The organism is Breznakia pachnodae, from assembly GCF_030814225.1.
Taxonomy (GTDB): domain Bacteria; phylum Bacillota_I; class Bacilli_A; order Erysipelotrichales; family Erysipelotrichaceae; genus Breznakia; species Breznakia pachnodae.
The window spans coordinates 262,804-269,815 of the sequence record NZ_JAUSUR010000007.1; the positions used below are offsets into that span (position 1 = coordinate 262,804).

6 protein-coding genes are annotated in these 7,012 nt (G+C 33.7%); 2 read left to right on the plus strand and 4 right to left on the minus strand.

Going from position 1 to position 7,012, the window contains the following annotated elements:
• Positions 1-86 precede the first annotated feature (86 nt).
• Together J2S15_RS17360 and J2S15_RS17365 are read left to right on the plus strand one after the other, a co-directional pair.
• Positions 87-2,015, plus strand: a complete 1,929-nt coding sequence (locus J2S15_RS17360) for an NAD(P)/FAD-dependent oxidoreductase (protein WP_307410709.1) — start codon at positions 87-89, stop codon at positions 2,013-2,015.
• A 15-nt stretch (positions 2,016-2,030) separates the two neighbouring features.
• Positions 2,031-3,002: a nuclear transport factor 2 family protein gene (locus tag J2S15_RS17365; protein WP_307410713.1), complete on the plus strand. Its 972-nt coding sequence runs from the start codon at positions 2,031-2,033 to the stop codon at positions 3,000-3,002.
• 85 nt (positions 3,003-3,087) lie between these two features.
• Here the strand turns inward: J2S15_RS17365 and J2S15_RS17370 are convergent, their stop codons facing one another.
• The 4 genes from J2S15_RS17370 to J2S15_RS17385 form a co-directional block, all read right to left on the minus strand.
• A complete protein-coding gene (locus J2S15_RS17370) occupies positions 3,088-3,903 on the minus strand; it encodes an aldo/keto reductase (RefSeq protein ID WP_307410716.1) in 816 nt (271 codons plus the stop codon).
• A gap of 41 nt (positions 3,904-3,944) precedes the next feature.
• Complete coding sequence (locus tag J2S15_RS17375; protein ID WP_307410719.1) at positions 3,945-4,640, minus strand: L-ribulose-5-phosphate 4-epimerase; 696 nt, start codon at positions 4,638-4,640, stop codon at positions 3,945-3,947.
• Between the two features lie 6 nt (positions 4,641-4,646).
• Positions 4,647-6,227, minus strand: coding sequence for a xylulokinase (locus J2S15_RS17380; protein ID WP_307410722.1), 1,581 nt, complete (start codon positions 6,225-6,227; stop codon positions 4,647-4,649).
• A gap of 89 nt (positions 6,228-6,316) precedes the next feature.
• The coding region (locus tag J2S15_RS17385; RefSeq protein ID WP_307410723.1) for an FAD-dependent oxidoreductase at positions 6,317-7,012 on the minus strand (696 nt) is incomplete at its 5' end.

Consider the following 7,012-nt stretch of genomic DNA (forward strand, 5'->3'; position numbering starts at 1 on the left):
AATATGTGACCGAAAATGATTTTTTTATGTAGACATTTCGATTTTACAGTACTATAATGTGATTGAAAATGATTGGAGTTGATAAAATGAAGTATACAAACCTATTTGAACCAATCAACATTGGTCAACTAACGATTAAGAATCGCTTTGTAATGCCTGCTATGGATAGTGGGACTACAACTTCTGAGCACTTATTCTCAGATCAGTCTATTGCATATTTTGCCGCAAGAGCAAAAGGTGGCTTTGGTCTTATTATCACAGAATATATGGCAGTTGTTCCTGAAGGAATAGGAAATCCTAAAGAAGTTGGGCTATGGGATGATTCCTTTATTCCTAACATATCTAAACTATCTGATGCAGTACATAAAAGTAACGGAAAGATTTTTGCTCAACTACATCACTCAGGTATGATGTGTGTTCAAAAGAATACAGGAGTTCAGCCTGCTGGTCCAAGTGCGATTGCTTCCGCAAATTATTTAGAACCCGTTCGTGAATACTCAACAAAAGAAGTATATGAGTTAATTGAAAAGTTTGCTCAAGCAGCACAACGTACCAAAAAAGCAGGATTTGATGGTGTGGAAGTACATGGAGCACATGGATATTTAATTGCGCAGTTTCTATCAACTGCCACTAATAAAAGAGTTGATGAATTTGGTGGCTCTTATGATAATCGCTTTCGCTTTGCTCGGTTAATTATTCAACGGGTTAAAACTTTATGTGGTAATGACTTCCCAGTTCTATTTCGTTTATCCGCAGAGGAGTTCATGGATGGTGGTTGTACCATTGATGATGCAATCATTTATGCTTCACTAGCACAAGATGCAGGAGCTGATGCTATTCATGTTTCTACAGGAACAGGAGTTGGTGGAAATATTGTAACACCTCTTTATTTTGATCCAGGGTTCAATATTGATAATGCAACTAAAATTAAGGCAAATGTTTCTATACCAGTTATAGGAGTTGGAAGAATCAACGATCCAGCATTGGCAAATCAAATTATCACTAGTGGACGTGCTGATATGATTTCACTTGGAAGACAATCAGTTTGTGATCCTGAATTTCCCAATAAGATATTCGAAGAAAGAACGGATGAAATATTCAAATGCACAGGTTGTATGCAGCGATGTTACTATTCCAAAGGTTATGATGAAAGTGATGTAGGAATCTCATGTATGATTAACCCATTTAGTGGAAAAGAATCTGATTGGAAGTTCATCAACACTGCAGTTAAGAAAAAGATAGTTGTTGTTGGTGCTGGTCCTGCTGGACTAGAAGTAGCTTGGATTGCAGCAAAGCGCGGACATGATGTAAGTGTTTATGAGAAGAACAGTACTCCTGGCGGTAACTATCGACTTGCTGCAATTCCACCAAAGAAGCAGGATTTAGCAAAAACAATCCATACTTATACCACTTTGTGTAAAAAACATGGAGTAGAACTACATTATGATTATGAAATGACTTCAAAAAAATTAAATTCACTTAATGGTGACGTAGTAATTCTATCCACTGGATCAACCCCACTTTTACCACCAATCAAAGGACTACAAATCGATGATTGTATTAAAGCAAATGATATTCTAGATGGAACAAAGGTAATTGCCAATCAAAATGTATTAATTATTGGTGGTGGATTAGTAGGATGTGAAACAGCCGAATTCCTAAGTGGATATCACAACAATATATCTATTGTTGATATGGAATCACAGTTTGCCAAAGATGCTGTTAAACGTTCACGTGCAGTGCTTATGGAACGATTACAGCACAATAATGTAAGTATGTATCCAAATACAAAAGTGTTAGAGATATTGAAGGATGGAATCAAAGCAATAAGAGATGATAATGAAGTTACCATGAATGGATTTGACACTGTTATTATTGCTCTTGGTTCAAAGGCATATAACCCATTAGAAGAAAGTATACAAGCAAACGAAGTATATGTAATAGGGGATGCGAAAATTGCACGAGATGCAAAGGCTGCAATCTATGAAGCAGCTAAATTAGGATTATCAATATAGAAAAGGAGACAACATATGAAAAGAAATGACTACATTGAAATCAAAGATACGTTTAATATATTTATTGAAGCATGGAAGACGAATACACCAGAAGCATTAAGTGAATGTTTTGTACCAGAAACCGCTTGTCACTTAAGTGTTGTTAGTAAATATCCTTGTGGATCACAACATGGGATTATTGGAATTAAGGATTTTGTGAAGAAAACAGTAAAACCTGATTTCTTCTATATTAATCCCTGTAACTTTGTAGCAAGAGTAAAGGATAAATACGCAAAACAAAGTGCTACTTTAGTTTGTCGTGCTGGTGTAATTGAAAATGATAATGTTAGAGTTATTGAGTTTAGTTTTCTTACAGTAAACAGTTGGATTAAAACCAAAGATGGATGGAAAATGAATGACTTTAAAATGGATGTTGTAGAATGTAGTGGAGATTACAATGAATTTATTGATGGATGGTATTTCGAAAACAATGATTTAAATTATTACTTTGGAATTCATTTACCAGTAATTTCTGGTGAATTAGATTGTCCTTGGGAGGAAGTAAAAGAGGAAGATGACATTAAGGATGATCAAACTAAAATACTAGAAACTTTCTCAAGATATGCATATGGTATTGATACATTAAATTTCACCCAACTAATTGATTCACTTTCAGATGACTTAGTAGTAAATATGGCTCCTTGGGGAGCAATGGATAAACGTGAATTTATGCAGACATTAAAGTTCAAAAGACAAGCGAGTAATACCTGGAATCATCCTACTCAACTTGATGATATTAAAATTGATAATAATAATGCTACTGTAAGATTACATCGCATGGCAGGACACAAACAAAGTACGATGCCAATCGAGTTCACAAAAGATAACTACAATGCAATTTATGCAGATGCTAGATATGAGTTAAAAATGATAAAAGAAGATGGAAACTGGAAAATTCTAAGAATGGATTATTTCTTAGGTATAATTGATTTAGGAATATTTGAATAAATAAAGACCCAGCGTTAGGTTATGGCTAATACTGGGTCTTTATTTTAAATTTGGGTTTGAAAATTAGTTTTCATTATTATATTTTTTAAGGTTTATATCTATCTGGATCTGGACCAACCCTTTTATCTTGATTTAAACCATCCATTATACTTATGTCATCAATAGTTAATGTAAAATCAAATATTGCTTTATTTTCTAATATTCTATTTTTATGAACTGATTTAGGTAAAATTACAATTCCTTTTTGATAAAGCCAACGGAGAATTATTTGAGCAGTTGATTTAGAATACTTTGTTGCCAAATCTTGAATTTCGGGAATACTCAAACAACTACCTGACCCCAAAGGTGACCATGCTTCCAGTACTATATGATTATCATTGCAGTAATTTAGAATATCATTATCCTGCATCAATGGACTAAATTCCATTTGATTAACTGCAGGTTTCACATTTGCAACTTCCAATAATGCTTTCATATGATGAACCTTAAAGTTTGAAACTCCTATTGAACGAATCAATCCTTCAGATTGCAATTTCTCCATTTCTAAATATGCTTCTTTATAGCCTTCAATTGGCCAATGAATTAAATACAAATCAACATAGTCTAAGCCAAGTTTTTTTAAACTTTCTTCTAATGCTTTTTTTACTTCTCCACTTTGAATATCTTCATTCCATAATTTTGTTGTTACAAAAATTTCTTCTCTTGGTATTCCACTTTCTTTAATTGCTTCACCGACAGCTTCTTCATTTTTATAAACTGATGCAGTGTCGATATGACGATATCCCGCTTCTAATGCAGTCAATACTGCATTTTTTGTATCATCTCCACTTCTCCATACTCCCAAAGCTATAGTAGGTATTTCTTTTCCATCATTCATAATCTTTTTATCTAGTTTATTCATAAATTTTAAATTTACCTTTCTTAAATTTTATTTTAATATTTTTATCGTTGTCCATAATATGCATTTTTACCATGTTTACGTAAGTAATGTTTATCTAGCAATTCTCCTTGCATTTTATCTAAATCAGGATTTAATTGTTTACTAGTAAAAGCTGTCATTGCGCATTCCTCTAGCACAACCGCATTATGCACTGCATCAAAACAATCATCGCCCCATGTGAATGGTCCATGGCTATGAACCAGTACACCAGGTACCATATCTGGATTTATATTCCTCTCTTTGAACGTTTCTATTATCACTTTTCCTGTCTCTAATTCATATGATCCAGCAATCTCACTCTTACTCATTAGTCGTGTACAAGATATAGAGCCATAAAAGTAATCTGCATGTGTTGTTCCTAATGGTTCTAAATCCAAACCAGCCTGTGCCCATGATGTTGCCCATTTTGAATGAGTGTGAACTACACCTCCGATATTAGGAAAATTTCTATAAAATTCAAGATGTGTATCTAAATCACTTGATGGTTTTAATTCTCCTTCGATAATAGTTCCTTCTAAGTCACACAGTACAATATCTTCAACTTTCATTTCATCATACTCAACTCCACTAGGTTTAATTGCTATTACTCCATGTTCACGGTCAATCTCTGAAACATTTCCCCATGTGAAAGTGATTAAATCATATTTTTGTAGGAGGAGATTTGCCTCTAAAACTCTTTTTCTTAATTTATCATACATATATTATCATTCTCTTATTAGCTTTCTTATAGCTACTTTCTCTACATCTAAACAACTCATATACTCTTTCATGTATTGGTTAAAATCATATTGTATATTTTTGTCTGGTTCTATAACTTCAATCACATTATTTTTAAAAACTTTATTACTTAAATAATCATTCAGAGTATCATATTTCTCTCTATTACACATATAACTCGCAAGAATTGCCATCCCCCATGCTCCACCTTCACCAGCCGTCTCATTCACTGCAATTAATGTATCCAATGCACTAGTAAGAATCGTTTGTCCAACACCCTTGGTCTTAAATAAACCGCCATGTCCCAACAATTGATTAAGTTTAATTCCTTCACTTTCTATCAAGATATCCATTCCTATTTTAAGTGTTGCTATAGATGAATATAATAAACTTCTCATAAAATTCCCAAGAGAAAGTTCACTATTTGGCGTTCTAATAAACAAAGGGCGTCCATCATCCACTTCCGTAATTGATTCTCCAGAATAGTAATTATAATGAACTAACCCCTTCGTTGATACCTTTGCATCCATCGCACTATTAAATAGTTTTGAATATAGTTCATCTTCACTTATTTCATTTCCAAACAAACAGTTAACCTCACGGAACAACTTAATCCACTCATTAATATCACTCGTACAATTATTGCAGTGAACCATTGCTACAGGTTTCCCTGTCGGTGTATTGACTACATCGATTTCCGGATACACATTTGATAGTTCCTTTTCTAATACAATCATTGAGAAAACTGATGTCCCTGCACTAATATTCCCTGTATGTATATCAATACTGTTAGTAGCTACCATTCCAGTTCCTGCATCACCTTCTGGTGGGCATAAAGGAATACCTTCTTGTAATTCACCACTTGGATCTAACAAAAGAGCACCATCTTTGCTTAAATAACCAGCACATTCTCCAGCACTTAATATCTTAGGAAGTATTTTATTAAGAGTCCATTTGAAATTATAAGGTTGTATTCCACAATTGAATTGATTCATCATTGTCTTATTATAATTTCCAATTGTGGAATCAATTGGAAACATACCACTTGCATCACCAATACCTAAAACTTTTTTCCCGCTTAATTTATAGTGCACATATCCTGCAAGAGTTGTAAGATAAGAAATGTCATTAACATGTGATTCATTATTTAAAATAGATTGATATAAATGAGCAATACTCCACCTTTGTGGAATATTAAACAAAAATTCATTCGTTAATATATATGCTGCACTTTCTGTAATTGTATTTCTCCATGTTCGAAAAGGAGTGAGCAAATTATCATATTTATCCAATGCTAAATATCCATGCATCATTGCAGAAATTCCAATAGATGAAATACTCGTTAACTTAACATTATGATTATTAAAGTAATTTTCTTTAAGATTATTGTATGTAGTTTGAATACTAATCCATACATCCTCTAAATCATATGTCCAAACTCCATTAATCAAGTTATTTTGCCACTCATGAACTCCAGAAGCAACTACTTCTAAATCATTATTAACAAGGACTGCTTTAACACGTGTCGAACCAAGTTCTATTCCTAAATGTAATTTTTGAAATGTCATTCTTTTCTCCTTTCATAATCTTATTTTTTTATTTCTACGTTAATTGGATAATCTAAACCTAAATAATTACGAACTTGAAAAAGTGTATTCTATAATTTTTTTGAAATGTACTCATCCATTGCAGCTGCAGCTTCTTTTCCTGCACCCATTGCAAGAATTACAGTAGCTGCACCAGTAACTGCATCTCCACCAGCATAAACACCCTCACGAGTTGTTTTACCATGTTCATCAGTTACTAGACATCCCCATTTGTTTGCTTCCAATCCTTCTGTTGTATGACGGATTAGTGGGTTTGGTGATGTCCCAATTGACATAATCATACAGTCTACATCAAGCACAAAGTTACTTCCTTCTTTGACGATTGGTCTTCTTCTACCACTCTCATCAGGTTCACCTAGTTCCATCTCTACACATTCCATACCGCATACATAGCCATTTTCATCTCCCAATACTCTTACTGGGTTGGTTAATGTCTTGAAGATAATTCCTTCTTCTTGCGCATGTTCTACTTCTTCTGCACGTGCAGGAAGTTCATTCATACTTCTACGGTATACAATGTATACTTCTTCCATTCCAACTCTTTTCGCACATCTTGCTGCATCCATAGCTACGTTACCACCACCGATAATTGCTGCTCTTTTTGCTTTGAAGATTGGTGTATCTACACCTTCTTTATATGCTTTCATTAAGTTGAAACGAGTTAAAAATTCATTTGCTGAGAATACTCCATTTAAGTTTTCTCCTGGCATTCCCATAAAGTTAGGAAGTCCTGCTCCACTACCTAC